Here is a 22,687-nt window from a genome sequence, read left to right on the forward strand (position 1 = left end):
CGTTCGAGTTGTTTTTGGTATTCGTATAAACGTATTACAGTTTTAAACTTAGATTCTAATAGTTTAGTTTTACCGTTTTTAATATCCTGAATTGTTTGGTATGGTAGCTTGGTTTCTTTAGAAATCTTATAACTTGTTTGATTCTTAAGAAGTACGTTAACTTTTGCCAATATTTCTTTTTCCATATTTTAAACGAACCGAGTCGATACTTAATTACTTAGCATATACACAACGCCAAAGACACACAACAAAATTATTACTACATTAAAGACTATCGAAATAATATCTTTCTGTTTGTTTGTCATTTTCATCACCTCATTATATAATGAAGCCGAGGGGGGATTAACCCCCGACTATCATTTTGATTATTGCGATAAGGCTTGTAAGGATAACCATTACATTTCTCACAATTTCTGTAATGTCCTTATAAAGCCTTATCTTTTTTTCTTTGAGAGTTTCCTCTCTATCGACTCGGTTCATTTTTTCACCCCTTTCCTAATTTCTATATTAATTATATCACGAATTTCGTGATAATACAACCCTTTTCACTAACTTTTTTAAATTTTACTCATAAAAAATACCACACCGATGGGGTGTGGTGGGGAAATGGCAACCGTCGCAACAGTTGTCCTCAAGTACACTACGCAGATGTGGGTTATTTTTAAATATTTAAATTAAACCCACTTTCCAGATTCTCTATCTGCTCTAATAAAGATTCAATCTTTAAAGTTATCTTTCTATGTTCTTCTATCTCATGCTGTCCTAATTTTGGGACTTTTATTTTTCCTAAATCTTCTATCTTCAAAGTCGGTCTAGCGCCACCTTTAGTATAGTGCTCTATTACTTGTAAATAGGGCTTTGTCTTTAATAGACTCACTAAATAATTATGATCTAGATTTTTCAATTTAAATATTTCATAAATCGGGCTGACAACCATTATGTCATAGTTTAAAGTTACACTACCAATGCTACCCACATTAATTCTGTGTGGATTATAAATTATATCTCCTTTTTTTACTATTGTGTGATTCATGTAGTCTTCATAATCCTCGGTTAGTTCTTTTAAAAAAGTTCCATTTTGAGATATAGTCAGTATTGCTATTTGTTTTATATCGTCTAAGTCTTTCAATTTTTTCTTAGGCAAAGCGATAATCTCGTTGGATAAACTTACATTGTTATTCTTTATCTCTTTAGGTACATCTTCAAAATAATCAAATGGTAGGAATGAAAAATTATCATTTAAATCACCTTTGTAATAATAGTTATTGGGGAGGTCATTACACTTTTCTTCTATATTATTTTTTAGGTTTGTTAAATCGGAAGCTTTTTTCAATGGCCTTCTTCTTGCTCCTAATTCAAATCCATCATTATCTATTACTTTGAAATATATCCCTTCAGGTTTGTTATTGTGACGCTTTTTAACAATTATCACCGAAGTTTTGGTAGGGGTGTATGGATTAAACACCCCTCTAGGTAAGGAAATTATTGTAATTTCATCAGAATTAAAATAGATATGTTCACGTAGTAATTTAATTATACCTTCCTCATATAAAAAAGTTTCTGGCACAACAACCGCCATTCTTCCTCCGTCTTTTAATGCGTCCCACATATGTTTTACACACACTGCGTCAGCGTTATCTGTATCTAATTTATATAAAGCACCATAATCAGTTTTTTGGGAATAAGGGATATTTGACAAAACAATATCGTACTTATTTTTCTTTGGGTTTTCAAGAGTATCCTGCTGATATATATTTGTACTTCCATCCCCAAACAAAATCATGTTCATTTTAGCTATCCTAGCAGTAGAACTTATTTCACTACCATATAAACTCTTACTTTTAATAAACTTTCTAATATCTGGATTAGACATGTCTGATTTTAATGTTAAATATTTAAAAGCTTCAATTAAAAATCCTCCAGTTCCACAAAAAGGATCATAAATTTTCTCGCCATACTTAGGATCCAGAACACCTATTATTGATTGTATTATATGTCTCGGTGTATAATACTCTCCTAAATCTTTGTTACCATTAGTTAAATTTTTTAAGAAATATTCAAAAGCGTCTCCCTTAATATCAGAATTAGCTTTAGAAAGATTAATAGGATCTAATAATTCGATTATTTTTCTTAAAATACTATCCTTTTTAATAGTAAATTGGTTTTCAAAAATAGCACCATATCTTTTTATCAATCTAGGCCTTACAATATCATTGAAAAAATCCACTAAGTTATTGTCGTCTTGTTTTTTCAATTCTTCCCAACTGTATTTTTACCTATATGCATCGCAGTATTTCCTGTATATTCTCCTAAATTACTATCCTCACTTAATAATTTTAAGAATAATAAGTCTGATATAGCTGAAAACCTCTCATGACCAGTTCTTAATCCTTCTTTCCTCAATAAATCATTAATTTTCTTAAAAATGTTTAATATTTCTGCTTTATTTAACTTTTCACTTATAGGTTTACTAATTAAATCGTCACCCTCTTGTATAAAGCGTAACAATAAACTTTCATCAACAAATCTTTGTAAGGGCATATTGTCAATTTTCAAAACATTATTTGATATCACATCAAACCCTAAGATATTAGTATCATTTGTAACAAATGCTAAAGGAGCCTTTATACATCTTGCATATTCTATAGCTTGACTAGAAGCTTTTTCAATATCTTCACCTATTTTTTTGGCTTCTACAACGGCTAGTGGGTTATCTGTATTTGATTCATATATTATATAATCTGCTCTTTTTCTTCCTAACCTCTTCTTTTGTTCTTCGGTTTTAGGTTGTTCTTTAAAAACATTGCAGAGTTCATTAGTTTCGTCTATTATATAATTCAAATTTATTAATGTTTGGTCGAAATTACTTCTAGTATTGGCTTCTAACGGTCTCATCACAAATCTCCTAATCTAAAATATGATTAATTATACCATATCTAGTTAAAAATATAGTTTTTTGTAAGATTTTCCTTTGTTTTATACAAAAAAACAGGGCAGTCGTAATGACCGCCCTTTCATGTCGTGGATATACATAGTATATCATACTTTACTTAATTGTTCCCCACAACGGACCTACTTTACCAGTCTTAGCGTCCCATGTTCGCACTGGCATATACACTGTTTCTCCCTCGAACGTTTTCCACGATACCCAAACGTGACCATCAAATTTTTGAACTTCATCATATTTAATCGTTTGACCTTTTCTTAATATTCCTGCTTGAGGGTGACCAGTCCAAGGACCGTTGTAGCGAGTGATGATTCCCTCGCTTGCTGTCACTGTGAACGAGGCATGTTCTGCTTTATACCAAATCCCGTCTTTATTCTGTTTCCAATCTGTCGCCTTAACAACTTGTTTTGCTTCTTGCTTTTTAACTAGTTGTTTAACGTCAGATTGTTTGATAGTTTCCGATTTGCTAACTTCTAACTTTCCACCGTCATAATAGTGTTTGATACGTTTAATAAAATAATCTTTCATTTTATTAATATTTGTAGTTGTGTATGGCGCACCTTTGCCGACGTGCAACTCCCATGAACGATGTGGGCAAGAAGTACCGAAGAATTCGTTATGCAAGCGAACCGTGTTTCTATTTACTGCTAACCCATATGACTTCATCACATCCGCAGCTACTTTTAATGTTTCCGTATTTTGATTATTTTTCGTTAATACACCGTTATATCACGTAATTTAAAACGTTGGTATAACGGTGTTTTGTTGTTTTTGGTTATTTTTAGTTGAACATCGTATTTCATCCTAAACGTCCCTGAAACGTTCCCAAAATCGTAAAAGTATAGAAAAACGTCCCGTGGATAGGTAACTGTCGCAACAGTTGACCTTAAATACAGTTTAGAAATCGAATTATTGACTTAATAAACTTCCCATATCAGACTTTATAGTATCTGCTAATACTTGTAGTTCTGGAAAATAATTATTAGCAAAACCAATAATTACTCTATTTTTTATAAAGGTATTAAGTTCTCGATCTTTTGGAATTGTATTGTCTATCAAATCCAAAAGTTCACTATGACTTATATCATCTATACTCACTGTATTTAAATATTTTAAAATTGCTAAATATAACTTATCAAATACTTCGTGTTCAAAATCAAAATCTAATAATAATAAACTAACAGAATTGGTTTCTACTTGATTATCTCCAATTTTATCTGCAAGTTCTCGTATTGCTTGATAAAGTAATCTAAAGCTTTCTTTTTCTTTTAACATAATAATCTCCTTAAAATATTAAAATAGCCAAGATATAGTATTTCAATCACTTCTTTTTATTATTGCCGGAAGAAAATAAAAAAGCTCCAAAAAACAGTAAGGGGAAAATAACAAATAATCGAGCATCAAATGAATTTTTTCCAATTATAACAGGTAAAGACACATAAATAATAAAGGTAATTATCAGAAACACCAAATAAACTATTTTATTAGTACTCATAGCAAATAAACCTACAACACAATTGCGATGAAAGCTCTAGCAACAATATAAGCAAACTGTTGATTAAACCCAAAATTACGAGTCAATCCTGTCGCCATAGCATCTGCTAAATTACCTTCAAATCCTGTTAAAATATCACAAAATTTATTGATACTTTGATAGTGAAACATAACCAATTTTATTCCGCTTGTTTTTTCTACCTTCTCAACTAATTTATTCCATGCTTTTTCCCCAACTTTATTTACAGTTGCCTTAATCGCCTTAGCCCCTGCTTTAGCAGTTAAAGTTGCTTTCCCTCTTTCTGCAACGCCATCTCTATAATTTTCAACTTGAATTTTTAATTTTTCAGCTATACTTGGATCTTTGAAGTCCTTTTTACTATTGTTTATCTCGTTCAATAAAGCATTTCCAATTTCTTTTTTTCGCTTCATTTCTTCATCGATCGTTTTAGTCGTTTCAGCATTAACGTTGTTAGCATCCAATATGAGATATACAGGATCTGTTAAAAGCGATGTAAGAACTGTAGCAGTAACAATCTTACTTATTTTCTTGTTCATTGCAAAAACCCCTTTAAAAGTTTAAACAATCCCTTAATCAACTCCCCAATATCAATATATCAAATTACTTTAATATGTATAAATGTTAATGATATCAATTTCTTAACACAAAAAATCAGGGCAGTAGGAATGATCGCCCTGTTTAATCATATTTCGCCCACTTAATCTTTCGTGCCAAATCTATTCATTATGATTGTTTCAATAGATGTGACACTAGCCATCAATAATCTCAAGCACACAAATTAAAGTGTTGTAACTTCCCATTTTCAAACATTTTAATAACTCAGCAAATAAAAAATACCTATACCACATATGATAATCACGGCAATATTAAAAATAATGGCCATTATATCTTTATTTCTATTTGTCACCTTAATCAACTCCTCACATTTTAAAGCCTCGACTACGATATTGATAATAGCGATAAGGCTTGTAAGGACAACGATTACATTTCTCACAATTTCTGTAATGTCTTCACAAGCCCTATTACGCTTTTCTTTCAATATCCTTATCTAACCTTTCAAATCAAGAATATGCCTAGTCCCAACTTATTCACATTGCATTCAAAAAACTTGTTGTAAAAATGAGTATATATTATAATAAACAAACATCCATATGCATGGGATCCACTTGTAAAAGCCATCCCCTTCACAAAAGAACCGCTTATTCCATTATCTGATGCTCTCCTATTTGAAATAGCCTCAGAATAATACATATATCGTCTCTTACTTTTTTGAATACATACTATCGAATTAAAGGCTGCGTGACTTTGAACGACGTTTATCCACCATTTGTACAACAATCACGACAGAGAGGATGACATTTGCGATAATATTCAATATCGTTAATGCTGTTTCTTTCTTGTTCATATAAGTCCCCTTTCTATTGTATCCACCTTATTTTTAAGACCTTAAATGGATACAATGATTTATTTTCTCAAGTCATCGCAAACTGTATTTTAAATCCTAGACATTTTGATGCTTAACTTGAAAATAGATTATTTTATCTCTTTATTTTGTATAGTACAACACTTTAACTTTGCAGACAACACGACATTGTTATGAATCGTAATAATCACTTTCATAGCTACAAAATGAATTGAAAGAGATCGCACTCGCACAAAAACTTTATATTATAATATAATAATTAAATTAATCCTCAAGTCTCAGTTAATCATTATTTTGTTTAATAGAATTAGAGTACAAAATCACTGGTTGAAATTAACTATTTGCAAAAAAATAATATTTATAAAGCAGAAAAGATTCCGTTTAAAAAACGCTTGATTAATTAAATCTTTTAACTTCTTTTCTTGTATTAAACAGTTTATTATGATAGAATTCTTACACGATTGATTGAAAATTTCAATCAACAAATGTTATTGGAGATGATATTTAAATGAAAACACCTAATTTAAGAAACGCTAGAACGCTTTCTCGCTTTTCTATTCGAAAGTGTTCTGTAGGTACAGCGTCCTTTTTAATCGGAACTGTTGCATTTTTCGGCATTCACCACGAAGCTTTTGCAGCTGAAAACTCAACAACACCTGTGACTGTGACGCAATTACAAGAAGGCTCAAACAAAGCGTCGGCAGAAGAACAAGCTGACTCACAAACAAAAGTGAATGAAACTTCTATAGATGAATCAACAGCTACAGCAGAACAACCTAAAACAGAAATCTCACCAACTCAAGATCAAGAAGTGACTGAACAAGAAGCAACACCTACTGAGCAAACTTCAGATGCTGCATCATCAGAAGTTAAAGACAGCACAACACAAGCTAAAGAAAGTCCAAAAGAAGCTGACGTTGCTCAAACAGAAGAAAAACAAAATGAAGCGACTGAAACATTTAGGTGAGTATGACGTAGATAGCCATACATTGACTTATAGATTTACTAACGTGGTTAATAATTTACAAAATGTAAGTGGTTCATTCAACTTAACACAATTTATGGATCGTCAAGTCGCAAAAGAGTCAGCAACATATCCTTTAAATTATGAAATCGCTGGTGAAACATTTGATACACAGCTCAATGTACACTACGGTCAATATTACAATGTCGGCGACTCTAACTTGAAATCAATGATCACGATGGAAGACCCTAAAACAGGTGAATATGAACAATACATTTACGTCAATCCATTACAAAAAGAGGCATATGGCACTGTCGTAAGAGTTCAAGGCTTCCAAAACGATCCTGCCACAAGTAATGGTCAAGTAAACCCAGATGCCACTCAAATCAAAATTTTAAAAGTTGCTGACAATCAGGCACTTAATAGTAGTTTCGGTGTAGATGATAGTCAATATGAGGATGTAACCAAGCAATTTCAAACGATTTATCGTAACGGCGAAAACATGGCAGATATTTTCCTCGGTGACTTGCACGGCGCGCGTTACATTATTAAAGTTTCAAGTAAAGAGGTTTCGGGTTCTTCTGAAGACTTAAACTTACGTGCTTCAATGTATACGAAAAATAAATATAATCAATACGATCGTATCACATGGGATAATAATATTCTGAAAAGTGCGTCTAGTGGGAATGCAGATGGAACAGAGGCTTTATATCAATTGGGCGACAAAGTTTGGGAAGACACGAATAAAAATGGTATTCAAGATGCAGGTGAACTCGGAATTCCCGGCGTAAAAGTCACTTTGAAAGATAGCGATGGAAAAGTGATTGAGCACACTGAAACCAATGCGAACGGCAAATACGTTTTTGATAATTTGAAAAATGGAATTTATACCGTTGACTTCGAAACTCCTGAAGGCTACACAGCGAGTCCACAAAACCAAGGTAATGATGCGTTAGATTCAGATGGTCCGACAAGTGCACAAGGCATCATTAGTGACGGAAACAACTTAACCGTTGACCAAGGTTTTTACCTCACTGAAATACCGACACAAAATGTTGGTAATAAAGTTTGGGAAGACTTAAATAAAGATGGTATTCAAGACGCTGATGAACCAGGCATCGCTAATGTGACAGTCACATTAAAAGATGCTGACGGTAATATTGTGAGTACGCGTACGACTGATGATAAAGGAAACTACTTATTTGAAGACGTTAAAGAGGGCGAATACACTATTGATTTTGAAACGCCTGAGGGCTATACGCCGACGATTACAGGTCAAGGTACATTAGGAAGAGACTCGAACGGGGTTTCTGCACGTATTTTGGTTGAAAACCGTGACGACTTAACGATTGACAGTGGTTTCTACAAAACTGAACCACCTGTTCCACCTACTCGTAATATCGGTGACAAAGTTTGGGAAGACACGAATAAAGACGGTATCCAAGATGCTGATGAGCCAGGTATTGCTAACGTTACAGTGACATTAAAAGATGCTGACGGTAACGTTGTCGATACACGTGTCACTGATACAAATGGTAACTACTTATTTGAAAATGTTGAACAAGGTGACTACACTGTCGAGTTTGAAACACCTGAAGGCTATACGCCGACGCAAACAGGTCAAGGTTCAACAGACAATGACTCTAATGGGACTTCTACAAAAGTGACTGTGGGTGACAATGATGACTTATCACTCGACAGCGGTTTCTACAAAACTGAACCACCTGTTCCACCTACTCGTAATATCGGTGACAAAGTTTGGGAAGACACGAATAAAGACGGTATCCAAGATGCTGATGAGCCAGGTATCGCTAATGTAACAGTCACATTAAAAGATGCAGACGGTAACGTTGTCGATACACGTGTCACTGATACAAATGGTAACTACTTATTTGAAAATGTTGAACAAGGTGACTACACTGTCGAGTTTGAAACACCTGAGGGTTACACACCAACACAAACAGGTCAAGGTACAGCAGAAAACGACTCAAACGGTACTTCTACAAAAGTGACTGTGGGTGACAATGATGACTTATCACTCGACAGTGGTTTCTACAAAACTGAACCACCTGTTCCACCTACTCGTAATATTGGTGACAAAGTTTGGGAAGACACGAATAAAGACGGTATCCAAGACGATAATGAGCCAGGTATCGCTAATGTAACAGTCACATTAAAAGATGCTGACGGTAACGTTGTAGGTACACGTACAACTGACGATGAAGGTAACTACTTATTTGAAGACGTTAAACCAGGCGAATACACGGTTACTTTCGAAACACCTGAGGGTTACACACCAACACAAACAGGTCAAGGTACAGCAGAAAACGACTCAAACGGTACTTCTACAAAAGTGACTGTGGGTGACAATGATGACCTTACATTGGACAGCGGCTTCTACAAAGAGACACCAGAGCCACCAACTGAACCTGATAACCCGGATCCAGACCAACCAACTGATCCTGGTCAACCTGATAACCCGGATCCAGACCAACCAACTGATCCTGGTCAACCTGATAACCCAGATCCAGATCAACCGACTGATCCTGGTCAACCTGATAATCCTAGTCCAGAACAACCTTCTGAACCGGGTCAACCGAATAACCCTAGTCCAGAACAACCTTCTGAACCGGGTCAACCGAATAACCCTAGTCCAGAACAACCTTCTGAACCAGGTCAACCGAACAACCCTACTCCGGAACAACCAAGTCATCCAGGAGTACCAAGCACTCAGAACCCTGAACAACCAAGTTCAACTGATGCTACACAATCAAAAACGCATGGCGAAAAAGTAAATCCATCTCAACCACAAAAAGCTTTACCTGAAACAGGTGAAACTGAATCACATCAAGGTACATTATTTGGTGGTATTTTAGCTGCTTTAGGTGCTTTACTCTTTGCACGTAAAAAACGCCAAGATAAAAAACAATCACACTAACTTCAACTTGTGATTTAAGTGTGATGCACACAAAGACCCATGTCGCGTTTCTTTATGAAATGCTAGACATGGGTCTTTTTTCTTATATTCTATTCCTTCGATGTTTCACTTATAATATGCATATTTTGCGTTACAGGCTGCAGCGCTTGTTTTGCTTGAATTTCTCGAACGAGCAACTCTGGCATCGTGATTGGAAATGTTTGGTGCACGACCGCTTCACTTAACAGATGACGATAATGGCGATAAATATAATCCGTCGTCACCAATCGATAACAATAATCTTCACGCAATTCAAAATCCGTAACACGCGCATTTATCGGCTTCGACATATCTACAGTATAGTCAAAACCTGACCAGAATAAAAAGTGTGTCGGGTCTGTATCTTTCAACGTCCACTGCCCTTTTTCTAATTCAAGATGACTTACACTTTCTTCAATTAAACGTTTAATATCGCTCCCTTTTAATGTAAGATCAATCGGTTTGTCGGGATGCGGATACGTACGATAAACATCTTCATTTTTCAAACGCCCTTTTAACCCTTTCGTATTCGGTAAGGGCAAATGTACACATGTTAATGGGATTTCCGTTTCATGGTTCAAACTTTGATGTAGCAATTGAATGTATGGATGGGGTTGGATTAACAACTCATGAAATGTATCAAATTGCATATCCACTTCATGCGCGATAATATATTCGTTTTTCCAATTTCGTATCGTTTTTCGATCGTAATACGTTAAGTTCAATAAACGTTCATCTTCCTCATAATCCGTCAATGTCACAATCTCTGGCTGCATCTCTAACAATTCAAAAGAGTTCCGTCGTTTTTTAAATTTCGCATTAACATGAATGACATTTTCAGCATTTTGACCTGCTTGAACATATAGCGTCGTCCCATCGTTTTCAATAATCGTTTCGTGTTGATGACCCGTAATCATCAAATCAATAATGCCCGCCTGTTTCATAATTTCTTCTGCACGATTTTCGAATTGTGATTTTGCATCATGACTTAATTTTGACAAGCCACCATGGTACAAAACAATGAGAAAGTCGGGTTCTATCGTTTCATAAATATAGCGAATCCAACGTTGTGCTGCAAAAGTCGCACTTTCGACAATGACTTCAGGCTCCATTTCCACATTTTCATTTTTCATCAAGCCTTCAGATGACACGCCCATCACGACTAATTTCAGCCCTTCAATATCCTTCACAGTATAAGGTGTTGAAAAATACGGTTCATGCGTGACAGCATATTCTACATTCGCCGATAACCATGGAAAACGTGACAATGCGACAGAACGATTAAAAAAATCTAAACCATATTTAAATTCATTTTCGCTCATGCCACTCGCATCATAGTTCATCGCATTCATTAACTTAATCATCGGATGCCTTTTATATGGCGCAATAATGGCGTAATAAAAAGCTGTCACACTGCCTGCTAAATTACCACCGTTGTCCACTAATACGACATGCGGATATTGCTGTCTTACTTCATTAATATAGGTACCTGCTCGATATATATTGGAACGTTCAGTTTGATTGAGTATATGGCTATGCATATCAGAAGTCGCTATAATTTGTATATTTATTTCATCATGCTCACTCATTGCTTTCACCCCAAATCTCAATATTCAACTCGTATTCTACCATATCTCGACATTCCCCCACTATCATTATTCCTTGCATACAAAAATAAATGCAAACACGTTTCATTTGAAAAAATTTATCATAAGCAAACAGTTGTTATTTTTAAATATGGTTCAATAGAAATCTTTAATTAAACTATAATTTTATATATTAAAAACATACTCATACAACTCCAGACCTATTTTCTTGTATTTTTATCCTTTTTTTCGAGAAATGAATTGACTTTCATAAAGTATTAAATTACATTAATTTTATCTAGGTTAAATGAGCACGTTTAACCCTCATGTCATATCATGCAGAAGGTGAAAATTTATTATGAAATTAAAACAATTACCGATTAAAACTGTCGCATTAACGTTGCTCTATTTTGCAATCATGCTGACTTTATATTTTATTTATGGTAATGGTGATACACAAAATACTTTTATCTACAACGATTTTTAATCATTAAAGGAGCCGACACATGAAAGATGTTTTAACAATGATTTCACAGCACAGTCAAACTCAGCCGGACCGAGTTGCCGTACAACATCAGAGTGAATCATTAACTTATTTAGAGTTAGAAAGTTATTCCTCACGCTTAGCATCACAACTGCTTACAAGCAACAACCCTGTTATTGTTTATGGCCACATGTCTCCATTTATGGTAGTGGGTATGATTGGTGCACTTAAAGCCGGATGCGGTTATGTTCCAATTGATCAATCGATACCTGCAAACCGTGTTCAACATATTATAGAAAAGGTTTCACCACAATTTTTAATTAACACGACAGATACACCGCTTAATTATGAAGGTGTGACAGAGATTACCATTCAAGATATTCAATCATTCGAGACTGTATCATCATTGCCTTTAATGCAAAATGATGGTATTGCTTACACGATTTTTACATCGGGCTCAACAGGTCTTCCTAAAGGTGTTAAAATTTATTACGAGAGCTTAGTAGAGTTCGCAAATTGGGTGGATTTATTGAACCAATATCACACGAAAGATGTTTGGTTAAACCAAGCACCATTCTCATTTGATTTATCAGTTATGGCGATTTACCCGTGCCTCATTTCAGGCGGTACACTATTGTTAGTCAACAAAGAAATGATTGCAGCACCTAAAAAATTATATGAGCTGTTCCAAAACGAGAAAATTAATGTTTGGGTGTCTACCCCATCATTTATGGAAATTTGCTTAATGTTACCAAATGTCAATGAAGCAGGCATGCCACACTTACGTACATTCTTGTTCTGTGGTGAAGTGTTAGGTCATCATACAGCGCAAACATTGTTAAATAAGTTTCCACAATCTTATTTATACAACACGTATGGTCCTACAGAAGCGACTGTTGCGATTACAAGTATTCGAGTGACGCAATCAGTGCTTGATAGCCACAAATATGTTCCTGTGGGCTTACCGAGAAAAGGGACGACATTAAGTGTGACTGAAGAAGGAGAGCTTATTATTACTGGTAATTCAGTAAGTGCGGGTTATTTAAAAGACCCTGAAAAAACAGAGAAAGCCTTTTTCAAAGATGGCGACAAACGCGCTTACTATTCAGGTGACAAAGCTGTATTTGAAGATGACTTGTGGTTTATCAAAGGCCGCATTGACAACCAAATTAAATATAACGGCTATCGTATGGAACTTGAAGAAATTGAAGCTAAAATGAACGCATTGCCATTTGTAAATACGTCATTGGTTGTGCCAATTTATAAAAAAGACAAAATTGCCTACTTGAAAGGCGTCGTTAAATTAAATTCTGAAGACATCGATCCAGCAGATGTGCCAAAAGAAGTGAAGCACCGTCTTAAAGCTGAGTTGCCGGATTATATGATTCCTAAAAAAATCGAAATTGCTGAAGAGATGCCACTGACTAACAATGGTAAACTCGACCGCAAACGAATTAACGAGGTATATCAATCATGATCCCATATAGTAGCTTTCACTTTTTTGCGATTGCGCTCATTGTGCTGTTACCTGTGATTATACTTGGGTTATTAGGCAAAAGATCTAAAGTTTACAATTTCATCAGTACATTGATTATGATTGTCATAATATTTGCCGACAATCAACATAACTTATTCGGTATCAAATATTTAAGTTATCATTTGCTGAGCCTTGCTTTGTATATTATTTGGCAAGTGCTTATTATTAAAGTTTTCGAGCGCCTTAGAGCAAACAAGCGCTCCACACCGCTTTACATTACGACAATGATTTTGTCTATCTTGCCACTCTTTATGGTCAAACTCCTACAAAGTTCGTGGCTAGGCTCTGGACAGCTTCATTTGCACAGCTCAAAAATCGTGGAACTGTTCGGTTTCCTCGGTATTTCGTACATTATGTTCAAAAGTGTGCAACTGATTATGGAAATTCATGATGGTACATTGAAGCAAACGGTGGACGTGAAGAAACTCGTACAATTTATTACGTTCTTCCCTACGATTTCTTCTGGACCTATCGATCGCTATCGCCGTTTTGTGAAAGATTATGATAAAGAAATGACAATGGACAACTATTCACAATTACTTGGTAAAGCGATTCATTACATTATGATAGGTTTTCTTTACAAATACATCATTGCGCATTTCGTCCAACAGTATTTTGTGACACCTTATACAGGTCACCTCGATACATTTGGTGATTACGTGATATACATGTATGGCTATAGTTTCTACCTGTTCTTTGACTTTGCAGGCTACAGCTTATTCGCCATTGCGTTGAGTTACTTGTATGGTATTGAAACACCGATTAACTTTAACCAACCATTTAGAGCAAAAAATATTAAAGATTTCTGGAATAGATGGCACATGAGTCTATCGTTCTGGTTCCGTGATTGTATTTACATGCGTTTTATTTTCTTTATGACTAAGAAAAAATACATTAAATCAAACTTCCATGTGTCTAACCTTGCTTTCTTACTTAACTTTGGGATTATGGGACTTTGGCATGGATTTGAATGGTTTTATGTCGCGTATGGTTTGTATCACGCATTGTTATTCTTTTTGTATAACCACTATGAAAAATGGCGTAAAAAGCGTTTCGGCAAGTGGGATCACCCGGTGATTAATGCATTGAGCATCGTTATCACTTTCCACTGTGTCGCTTTTGGCTTTTTAATCTTTTCAGGACAATTAATTTAAGGAGAGAGTTTTATGGAATTTAATGAAAAAGTTTTAGATATTATTGCAGAAGTGGCCGATGATGATATTGTGAAATCAAATCCAGATATTCATATTTTTGATGAAGGCATTATGGATTCAATGCAATCTGTACAATTATTAGTTGCGTTTCAAGACGAACTTGATATAGAAGTACCAATTATGGACTTTAATAGAGAAGATTGGGGTACGCCAAATCAAATCATTAACGAATTGGCAAAATTAAAATGAAGTTAAAACAACCTTACATCATTGCTTTTTTGGTGAGTATTCTATTATTCGGTATTTTCATCATATTACCAGCTCAATGGTTTGTGCCACCTCATATCGCAAACCAACTGCCAAAGTATCAAGTCTCCACAGATAGCGATATGTTAAAAGGCCAATATGTGCAAGAAGCTATGATTAAGGACCCTCATTACTACCCAGTATATGGTTCGAGCGAGCTTAACAAAGAGGACCCTTTTCAACCTGCCATCTTATTAAAGGGGCACACGAAAAACCTCTTTTATGTAGGTACTGGGGGTTCCACGGATTTAATTCAGTTAATGACGTTAGGTGCACAATATGACCATTTAAAAAACAAAAAAATGACGGTCATTGTATCACCACAATGGTTTACGAGACATGGCTTAACTGAAGAGAATTACCAAGGTCGTGCTTCTCAGTTACAAATTAATAGTATATTCAATAACCCAAATATTTCTAACGATATTAAAACACGCTTAGCCAAACGTTTATTGCATTTTAAAGACAATAAGCAAAACGACTTTTTAAAACAATTTGCACAGTCACACGAAGCACAAGGTCATTTCTTAAACCCACTTTATGCGAATCATCTTGAGAAAATGGAAGCGTTGAAAAGTTATTTACCGTTTCATCATCAAGGTAAATTGCCGAGACTGTTCGATAAAAGTCAAAAGCAACCATTAAATTGGAAAGCATTAGACAAAGAAGCGCATCAATACGGGGCGCATCACAGTCAGTCTAACCCTTATCAAATCAAGGATGAGTATTGGAAAAAATTAAAGCATAAAAAGTCTGTGAGCCGTGACCACGAGTTCCACTTAAAATCCGTTGAGTATGATGATTTATCACTTTTAGTGGATACACTCAATGCAGCGGGTGCGGATGTACAGTACGTGTTAATACCTGTCAATGGTAAATGGTACGATCACATTAATCTTCCACGTGACAGACGTATAGCAGTCAATGAGAAGATTGTCAAAACGATTGAAGACCATCACGGCCATGTTGTGGATTTATCACGTCGCGACTATGAATCTTATTACATGAGTGATGCTGTCCACATCGGATGGCGCGGTTGGGTTGAAGTGACGCAACATATTAAACAACACATCGACCAATAATAACACATTAAAAAAGCCATAACCTGTCAGTTTTCAAAACAGGCTATGGCTTTTTTATTTGGTTGATGCGATTCTTTATTTCTATGGGCTGACTGTTGCATTGAACTCTGTATCATCGCAGTCCCCTCATACAAAAAAACAGGAGAAGCGCTGGGATTTCCAACACTTCCCCCTTCCTATTATTACCCAATTTGAATGCGTTCTTTCGGGAAATGATACTTCGCTGGCTCACGATTGCCACTCATCATAATAATAAACGAAATCAAGCCGACACGTCCGATAAACATTAAAATCATCAAGACGACTTTTGAAACACTACCGAGCTCCGAAGTAATGCCCGTCGATAAACCACATGTTCCGAATGCAGACATAATTTCAAAATAAATCTTAATGAAATCAATATGATGCCCTTCGTTTAATATGATGATAAATGTACCTACAAATGTCATCACAATCGCAATACAAAATACTGCAAAGGAACGCTGAACATCTTGATTATGAATTTCACGATTAAATACTTTAATAGATGACTTTTCAGCGTTCGGTTTGTAGTTAATGACAAACAGGATAATAATCGCGAAAGTCGTCGTTCGTATACCGCCACCGACAGAACTTGGTGAGGAACCAATAAACATGAGGCCACCCATCAGAAGGTTTGTCGCATCTGAAAACTGTGACACATCAAAAGTTTGTAATCCTGCACTTCGCGTCGACACCGATTGAAACATCGCATAAAATAACGTTTTGTGCCATGATTCATTTGCGAACACACCATTCGCTTCAATTAATAAAATTCCGATTACTCCTACAACTAAAATAATTAAATACGTCACCGTTGTCACTTTAGTAAACAGTGAAAATCGAAAGTTTGGAATCCTATTTTTAATGTATGCTTTAATTTCTAATAATACTGGGAAGCCGATTGAACCCAAAACGATAAGAAACATCACAATCGTTTGTACAAAGTAATCGTTCGCGTATGGGATTAAGGAGTCCCCTGTTATGTCTAATCCCCCATTTGTCGTCGCAGAGATGGAAACGAAGACACCTTGTAATATCGCATCTTTTAAATCATGAATATCTTGATAAAAATAAAATGCGAGCAGTGTTGCACCTACTAATTCAATCACTAAAATCGCTCTCACAATATCTAAAATCAGTTTGACTGTCCCACTCATCGCCTCTCTATTGTTATCTAACATAATGAGCTGACGTTCACGTATGCCAATGTGCTTGCCTAATACAACCCATAACAGCGTACCAATGGCCATGACACCAATGCCACCAATATTAAGGATGACCAACAAGACAATGTATCCAAAGGCTGAATATGTTTCGGAAATATTGACTGGTGTTAATCCTGTCACACTGACACCTGATACCGCTACAAACAATGTATCAATCGGTGCGACTTTTACCCCTGGTTTATGAACACCTGGCAGATTCAGTAGCAAAAACGCACCGACAATTGCGACAAGGTAATACAAGACAATCCCTTGTTGTGGGCTGGATTTTTTTAGTAGTAATTTGACTATGGACAAGTCATTCACCCCAAAACTATTTCAATTTGAATGAGATTTCTTTCACCTCATTTTCACGTAAGACCTTTAACTTCACTGGCTTTTGTTGATCAATGTGTTGCGTTAACTTTTGTTTATAAGCCAAATTATCTTTGATAGGTTTACTATCTAATTCTACTATGACATCACCTTTTTTCAAACCAGAATTTTTGGCCGGACTGTTGTCGTTAACTTTTTGAACGACGACACCTGTGGACACATCTTGAGCAATCTTATATTCATCACGTGTTACTTTATCCACATCTACCACGTTTTGCATATCAATATCCGTCTTCGGTTGTTGAATGTCGCCTTCTTTTTCGATTTTTTGCGCAATGGCTAACGCTGAGTTAATTGGAATGGCAAACCCCATATTTTGAACACTTGGCATGTTAATTTTTAGTGATGCGATACCAATTAAATGGCCTTCTTGATCGACTACCGCACCACCTGAGTCACCTGGATTAATCGGTGCATCAACTTGGAACGCACTGAGCAATGTATCGTACTCATTGTCTTGGTTGAGGTCAACTGGGACATCACGATTTAATCCTGATACAATACCTTCACCGACTGTATTTTGGAAGTCAAGACTCAACGGATTGCCCACAACTAAAACCGGTTCTCCTAATACAACTGCACTAGAATCTCCGTGTTCAAGTGGCTTCAATGTATCGTCTTTAGGGGCTTTCATCGTCATCACAGCAATATCAGCCATTTTATATTTACCAATCACTTTAGCTTTAGCAGTTTGCTTGTCACCAAAAGTGAGTTCATGTTCTTTACGGTCTCCTACGACATGCGCATTTGTCAGTATGTAAAGAGTGTCGCCTACTTGTTTGTAGACGACACCCGATCCACTTTCTTTTTCAACTTGTGCCTGAGCATCTGAATCCTGAACTGCATCCGGTGTAGGCTGACTATTATTTTCAATCGAAACGACAGATTTTACAGCTGTATTCGCGTTTGCCATCGTTTGTGTGACTTTTTTATTCGTCCCCTTCTCTTTCTGTTGCGTTTCAAGTGCTTGCTTCATATTCGCATTATTACTTTTATTGACGTTATTAAAAATAGCAAACAATAACAACAAGACTAAAATGGCCGCAAGTACAATTAAAATTTTCGCCCATTCTCTAGAGATGAATTGTGTGACTTTTTCAGTCCAATCACGTTTTGTCGTGTATTGATGTTTCGACGCCTCTGTTTGGTGGCGGTCTTCAGTATGGTCTTGTTCATCTTCAGCCTTTGTGGTTGTTTCTGAAGTCTCATGTGGCGGCTTGTTTGGCTGATGCGTTGTTTCGGCTACTGCACCTGTACGCGCCGCTTCTTTCGCTTGACTGCCATTAATCGTCACTGATGATGTCTCTTCAAGTGGTCGTGCACTTTCGAATTTTTCTTCGGCTGTTATTTCAGACGGTTGATGATTTTTATCCCCCTCGTCATGTGTTAATTTTTCAATACGTGCTTTACGTAGATTATCTTTAACACGTTCTTCATTATTTTTCGCTTGCTTTTTTTCCTTTTCAGCTTTGAGCGCGTTTTCTTTTTCTTCAGCTTTGAGTCTTTCCTCACGTTCTTCATTATGGAAATATTCGCGACGTTTGCGCTTATAATGTTGCCTTGGAATCACATGTTTTTGATCTCGTTCCATTGCACGCCCTCCTTATGTATCTCTTTTATCTATTATGACATATCGCTACTTAAATTTCTGTAATATTTACCTATATATCGCAAACTTTTCGAATGATTTTAAGATGTATTTTCTGCGATACGTCGCAACCTGACAATATTGATGTTTATCGAATTTTAAATACGCGTTTCACTTTGCATCATTCAACAACAAAGCAATCGCCCCCTGTTTAAACACTGATATTGCTATTGCTTTAATACAGCAAAACATAAAGAAAGGCCAAGATAACGTATATCCCAGCCTAAGTCAAACACCCTTATTCACATTTCATTATGATGCATCATGCTTTTTATTACGTACTGCTGATGTAAACCAACCGATTAGTACAAGTCCAATCATCACTGTCCAGAAAATGATTTGCCACAATGTAGAATGTGGGAAGTCATGTGGAATCACACCAATATCTTCATGTGCTAAGACGAGTACGACAAGTTTAATTCCGACCCATCCGACAATCGCAAAGGCAGCACCTTCAAGGCCAGGATACTTGTTCAGTAGCTCTACAAAGAATGTTGCAGCAAAACGCATTAAAATTACACCGATTAGACCACCGATAAACATTACCGCGAATTGACCTGCATCCATCCCCCCGAAATGCACACCAATCTTCGGTAATGTTACAGCAATCGCTAATGCAGCTAACATCGAGTCAATCGCAAAAGCAATATCTGCAACTTCAACTTTGAGGACAGTGACCCAAAATTCTTTCGCACTCACTTTTTTCTCAACACCTGACTCGTCATAATGATGATCATCGTTGTCAGGTTGTTCGAGTTCTCCACCTTTATGTTTGAAAAAGTCATATAAGTTTTTCGCTGACATATAAATTAAATATGCCGCACCGATCGCTTGAATCCACCAGAAATTCGCTAAAATACTAATTAAGAATAATGCGATTAAACGGAAAACAAATGCGCCTAACAAACCATAAAATAGTGCTTTTTTACGTTGTTCTGGTGGTAAATGTTTTACCATAACAGCCATAACAATTGCATTATCTGCAGCCAATAGTCCTTCTAAAAATACAAGTACTAATACGACCCATCCATAAGATAATAACAAACTCGGATCCATTCACAGACCACTCCTTCAATTTTTATATAGGCACATGTGCGCGCCCTGTATCATTCCAATGTTTCGCGTGAACACCCACGCTCAGTCAAAGACATAATTAAAGAGACCCATGCTACATCAATAGCAAAGGTCTCACTTAGCAAATTTATCATGCCCGCTTCACCGGAAGAAATTCAGTTTCTTCGTAATGACGACAAAGCGTTATTAACGTTTATGACGCTAATCAAGTTACTCCCCTCTGACAATAGTCAGTCACAGGTATTTAATTATGATGTTAACATTATACCCAATTTTTTATGAAAATAACAGTCTATAATCTTGAAATAAATAAAATATTAAAAATCAACACTTTTGTTTTTCTTTCATCCATTTCTCAAAAAACGGGTGGTTAAAGTGGACTGCTTGTACTTTGATGAGATGACCTCACTACATCACATGCACCTGCCCTGCTCCCCAAATGTTAAAGAAAAAGATTGCCAAAATGGGTGAGACTCTTGAGGGATACGTGCATATTACTAACAGTTACTTCTTTACTCTAATAGTGGTTACTGTTTAACGCAGTAGCTGTCTGACTTCTCAATGCTGATGCTTTTGAGAAGTCTAGTCAGCCTTGCGGGGGTAGTACGACGAAATCTTTGAGACACATGAGATTTCTGTACTGCTCCCGAAAATCCAATTTGGCTTCCATCAAGTGCTCACTTCAATCAAGCCAAATTTAGTTAGAGGTTCAGCCCCTAAGAACGCGAGTCCATAAGGGGCAATCATAGTATATATTCATGCTAATAGAGGAAACAGGGTAAGTTCACTTGGTTGATGATTGTAGTCCATGTCCTCCCATTATAACAAGCTGTACAATTTAATTTCAGGGAATTTTTCCTCAAACCAGCGTGTCGCAAAATCATTTTCAAATAAAAACACTTTATTATCATAACGGTCATTTACTAAAATCGAACGACTCGTGCTCATTTTATCTTGCACGTCTTCTTCATTTTCAATCCAACGCGCGATTTTTTTACCGACAGGTTCCATCACAACATCGACATTATATTCATTGTTCATACGATGTTCGAACACTTCAAATTGGAGTTGTCCTACTGCACCTAAAATGATTTGGTTCGTATGTGGTGATTTATAATATTGAATCGCTCCTTCTTGCACGAGCTGCTCAATCCCTTTATGGAAATGCTTCTGTTTCATGACGTTTTTCGGTGATACTTTCATGAAAATTTCAGGTGTAAACTGAGGCAATGCCTTGAAATGGAACTTTTGGTTACCTGCAACAAGTGTATCTCCAATTTGGTAATTTCCTGTATCATATAAACCGATAATGTCACCCGCTACAGCATGATTCACTGTCGATTTGTCATCAGCCATAAAACTTGTTGAACGTGTGATTTTCTGTTTTTTACCTGTACGTTGCAAAGTCACGTCCATACCACGTTCGAATGCGCCACTTACAACACGCATAAAGGCAATACGGTCGCGGTGTTTCGGGTCCATGTTCGCTTGGATTTTAAAGATAAACCCTGAAAAATCTGTATCGAACGGACTTACCTCAACCTCTTCATCTGTTTGACGTGCATGTGGCATCGGTGCATGGTCAACATAGGCATTCAAGAAGTTTTGTACCCCGAAATTTGCTAATGCAGAGCCGAAAAAGACGGGTGTTAAATCTCCACGCATTAATGCATCATTATCGAATGACTCGCCAGCTTCATCCACAAGCATCAACTCTTCAATCGCTTGTGTAAAAATACTATCATTCGCAATGTCATGTACCTCTTCTAATTCATAATCTTCATTAATATGCAAAATGTTTTCTTCATCGCGGAATGGCTCAATCGTACGTTCTTCTCGATCAATAATCCCGAAGAAGTTTTGTCCCATACCAATTGGCCAGTTCATCGGATACGTTTCGATACCGAGTGTGGATTCAATTTCATCTAACAAATCGAACGGTTCTTTCCCAACACGGTCAAGTTTGTTAATAAATGTAAAAATAGGAATTCCACGCATTTTACACACTTTGAATAACTTTAATGTTTGTGGCTCAATCCCTTTCGCACAGTCAATGACCATGACCGCACTATCGACCGCCATTAACGTTCGGTACGTATCTTCAGAGAAATCTTCGTGCCCTGGTGTATCTAAAATGTTAATCTTAAAATCATCGTAATCAAACTGCATCACAGAACTTGTAACCGAAATCCCACGTTCTTGTTCAACTTTCATCCAGTCACTTGTCGCAAATTTACCTGTTTTCTTCCCTTTGACTGTCCCTGCTTCACGAATCGCACCACTAAAGTACAGCAGTTTTTCAGTTAATGTCGTTTTCCCCGCATCAGGGTGAGAAATAATCGCAAACGTCTTGCGGGATTCTACTTCTTTTTTAATACTCATTGTACGTCT

15 protein-coding genes and 2 pseudogenes are annotated in these 22,687 nt (G+C 36.3%); 7 read left to right on the top strand and 10 right to left on the bottom strand.

Annotated features, from left to right (window positions below; translation table 11 throughout):
• Positions 1-661: 661 nt before the first annotated feature.
• The 5 genes from EL101_RS09755 to EL101_RS09775 form a co-directional block, all read right to left on the bottom strand.
• Entirely contained in the window at positions 662-2,254 is a 1,593-nt protein-coding gene (locus EL101_RS09755) for an N-6 DNA methylase (protein WP_096598269.1), read from the bottom strand.
• Positions 2,251-2,895, bottom strand: coding sequence for a type I restriction enzyme HsdR N-terminal domain-containing protein (locus EL101_RS09760; protein ID WP_096598271.1), 645 nt, complete (start codon positions 2,893-2,895; stop codon positions 2,251-2,253). Before EL101_RS09760 ends, EL101_RS09755 begins: the two co-directional genes overlap by 4 nt.
• Before the next feature lie 151 nt (positions 2,896-3,046).
• Positions 3,047-3,613: an SH3 domain-containing protein gene (locus EL101_RS13700; protein ID WP_275086916.1), complete on the bottom strand. Its 567-nt coding sequence runs from the start codon at positions 3,611-3,613 to the stop codon at positions 3,047-3,049.
• A gap of 243 nt (positions 3,614-3,856) precedes the next feature.
• Positions 3,857-4,222 (bottom strand): hypothetical protein, encoded by a 366-nt coding sequence (locus EL101_RS09770; RefSeq protein WP_096598273.1) that lies wholly within the window; start codon positions 4,220-4,222, stop codon positions 3,857-3,859.
• A gap of 231 nt (positions 4,223-4,453) precedes the next feature.
• Positions 4,454-4,999 carry a hypothetical protein gene (locus EL101_RS09775; RefSeq protein ID WP_096598275.1) on the bottom strand — a complete coding sequence of 182 codons (546 nt, stop codon included), beginning with the start codon at positions 4,997-4,999 and terminating at the stop codon, positions 4,454-4,456.
• A 1,395-nt stretch (positions 5,000-6,394) separates the two neighbouring features.
• Between EL101_RS09775 and EL101_RS13545 the strand changes: the two are divergent.
• A pseudogene (locus tag EL101_RS13545) lies at positions 6,395-8,930 on the top strand (SdrD B-like domain-containing protein); the annotation flags it as partial.
• Between the two features lie 66 nt (positions 8,931-8,996).
• Positions 8,997-9,788, top strand: a pseudogene (locus EL101_RS13870) (SdrD B-like domain-containing protein); the annotation flags it as partial.
• An 89-nt stretch (positions 9,789-9,877) separates the two neighbouring features.
• On the opposite strand, the gene EL101_RS09790 reads toward EL101_RS13870, so the two are convergent.
• Positions 9,878-11,395 (bottom strand): bifunctional metallophosphatase/5'-nucleotidase, encoded by a 1,518-nt coding sequence (locus tag EL101_RS09790; protein ID WP_096598279.1) that lies wholly within the window; start codon positions 11,393-11,395, stop codon positions 9,878-9,880.
• 415 nt (positions 11,396-11,810) lie between these two features.
• On the opposite strand from EL101_RS09790, the gene dltX reads away from it, so the two are divergent.
• From dltX to dltD, 5 genes are read left to right on the top strand one after another with little or no spacing between them, the layout of a single operon-like run.
• Positions 11,811-11,879 carry a teichoic acid D-Ala incorporation-associated protein DltX gene (gene dltX, locus EL101_RS13840; RefSeq protein WP_394356362.1) on the top strand — a complete coding sequence of 23 codons (69 nt, stop codon included), beginning with the start codon at positions 11,811-11,813 and terminating at the stop codon, positions 11,877-11,879.
• Between the two features lie 19 nt (positions 11,880-11,898).
• Positions 11,899-13,353, top strand: coding sequence for a D-alanine--poly(phosphoribitol) ligase subunit DltA (gene dltA, locus EL101_RS09800; protein WP_096598283.1), 1,455 nt, complete (start codon positions 11,899-11,901; stop codon positions 13,351-13,353).
• Entirely contained in the window at positions 13,350-14,567 is a 1,218-nt protein-coding gene (dltB, locus tag EL101_RS09805) for a D-alanyl-lipoteichoic acid biosynthesis protein DltB (protein WP_096598285.1), read from the top strand. The genes dltA and dltB overlap by 4 nt, the downstream gene beginning before the upstream one ends.
• 12 nt (positions 14,568-14,579) lie before the next feature.
• The gene (gene dltC, locus EL101_RS09810) at positions 14,580-14,816 is read left to right on the top strand and encodes a D-alanine--poly(phosphoribitol) ligase subunit DltC (protein WP_019167122.1); all 237 of its coding nucleotides are present in this window, start codon (positions 14,580-14,582) and stop codon (positions 14,814-14,816) included.
• On the top strand, positions 14,813-15,955 hold the full coding sequence (gene dltD / locus EL101_RS09815) for a D-alanyl-lipoteichoic acid biosynthesis protein DltD (protein WP_096598287.1): 1,143 nt from the start codon (positions 14,813-14,815) through the stop codon (positions 15,953-15,955). The genes dltC and dltD overlap by 4 nt, the downstream gene beginning before the upstream one ends.
• 182 nt (positions 15,956-16,137) lie before the next feature.
• Here the strand turns inward: dltD and EL101_RS09820 are convergent, their stop codons facing one another.
• From EL101_RS09820 to EL101_RS09835, 4 genes are all read right to left on the bottom strand, one after another.
• Complete coding sequence (locus EL101_RS09820; protein ID WP_096598289.1) at positions 16,138-17,496, bottom strand: TrkH family potassium uptake protein; 1,359 nt, start codon at positions 17,494-17,496, stop codon at positions 16,138-16,140.
• Positions 17,497-17,512: 16 nt separating this feature from the next.
• Complete coding sequence (locus tag EL101_RS09825) at positions 17,513-19,165, bottom strand: S1C family serine protease (protein WP_096598291.1); 1,653 nt, start codon at positions 19,163-19,165, stop codon at positions 17,513-17,515.
• 309 nt (positions 19,166-19,474) lie between these two features.
• The gene (locus EL101_RS09830) at positions 19,475-20,278 is read right to left on the bottom strand and encodes a TerC family protein (protein WP_096598293.1); all 804 of its coding nucleotides are present in this window, start codon (positions 20,276-20,278) and stop codon (positions 19,475-19,477) included.
• An 837-nt stretch (positions 20,279-21,115) separates the two neighbouring features.
• Positions 21,116-22,678: a peptide chain release factor 3 gene (locus tag EL101_RS09835; protein ID WP_096588953.1), complete on the bottom strand. Its 1,563-nt coding sequence runs from the start codon at positions 22,676-22,678 to the stop codon at positions 21,116-21,118.
• Between the last annotated feature and the right edge of the window lie 9 nt (positions 22,679-22,687).

This window comes from Staphylococcus delphini, from assembly GCF_900636325.1.
In the GTDB taxonomy this organism is placed as follows: Bacteria; Bacillota; Bacilli; order Staphylococcales; family Staphylococcaceae; genus Staphylococcus; species Staphylococcus delphini.